Origin of the sequence: Pectinatus brassicae (genome assembly GCF_014201835.1) — a bacterium.
GTDB classification, from domain to species: domain Bacteria; phylum Bacillota; class Negativicutes; order Selenomonadales; family Selenomonadaceae; genus Pectinatus; species Pectinatus brassicae.
In genome coordinates, this window is the sequence record NZ_JACHFH010000083.1 from 1 (window position 1) to 1,237 (window position 1,237).

At 43.1% G+C, this 1,237-nt stretch carries 1 protein-coding gene; it reads right to left on the reverse strand.

Translation table 11 applies throughout. The features are described from left to right. Positions 1-42: 42 nt before the first annotated feature. Positions 43-1,175, reverse strand: a protein-coding gene (locus tag HNR32_RS13740) for an IS3 family transposase (protein WP_183863628.1) whose coding sequence is annotated in 2 segments (ribosomal slippage) — positions 43-923 and positions 923-1,175 — 1,134 coding nt in all. Because the reading frame shifts where the segments join, the coding sequence is not laid out codon by codon here. Positions 1,176-1,237: the final 62 nt, after the last annotated feature.

Here is a 1,237-nt window from a genome sequence, read left to right on the forward strand (position 1 = left end):
TTGTAGTGGTCAAGCAAAATTGTAACACTTGGTGATAAACTTTTATGCAGCCATCCTGGCAGCGTGAGGAGTCAAACCATTATTATAGGAATGTGGACGCTTGCGATTGTATTTTCCATAAATAAATTGGTAGATACCATGGGCAAGCTGTTCCACCGTCTTGAATTTCCGCAAATTAAAGTACTCATTTTTCAATGTGTTGTAGAAACGTTCCATGGGAGCATTGTCGTAAGGACAGCCAGCTCGACTCATGCTTTGCTGCACGTGGTTCTTCACGCAGACATCGGTGAATTCTTTCGAGGTAAACTGGGATCCCTGGTCGCTATGAAGAATCAATCCTCTAGAAGGCCTATGACGTTTTAACGCCTTTTGAAGCGTTCTTACGGCAAGATCCGCAGTGATTGATGCACCGTTCAGTGTAGCTACGGCAGAACGGTCATACAGGTCGATAATCGTGCAGTTATAATGCATGGTTCCATCCGTCAACGGAAGGTAAGTGAAATCTGTTGCCCATATAAGATTCGGCTTTTGCACAGAGAATTCTCGATTTAAAATATTCGCAAATACCTTGTGGGCAGTGCCTTTTACATAATCAGGCCGCCTGCGACGTACAATGGATTTCAGCCCCATTCCATTCATATAATGATGACAGGTCAACGGACTGATCCGAATCCCTTCCTGAGCTAGATATGACTGCATTTGGCGATAGCCAGGAACGCCATCTTCCCGATGGTAGATAGTGATAATACGTTTTTGAATCCTGCAGGTACGTTTCCAACATTCTTTTTTGCGGTCCTTCAGGTAGTTGTAGTAAGCATTGGGACTCATCGAAAATTTTCGAAGCAGCCAGCGCACACCGAACTTCTTATGATATTTCTGGATGAATTGATATTGAGCTACTCGATTTCCTTCGCAAAGAATGCTGCCGCTTTTTTTAGGAACTGATTCTCCTTTAAAAGTTCTGCATTCTGTTTTCGTAGACGACCAAGTTCTTCTGACGCTCCATTCATATTTTTGTCGCATTCTTTGCGGGAGTTCTTCAGCCAATATCTAAAGGTACCCTTGCCGAGATTGTATTCCTCAGTAAGGCTTTTCATCGTTCGGCCCTCTTCCAGATAGAGGCGGATGATTTCTTGTTTGAGCTCAGGCTCATAATGTTTTGTCATGTGTAACATCCTCCGATAGATTGATTTTACCAAACTATCACCGAGTGTTACAACTTTAGTATATCAGGTCA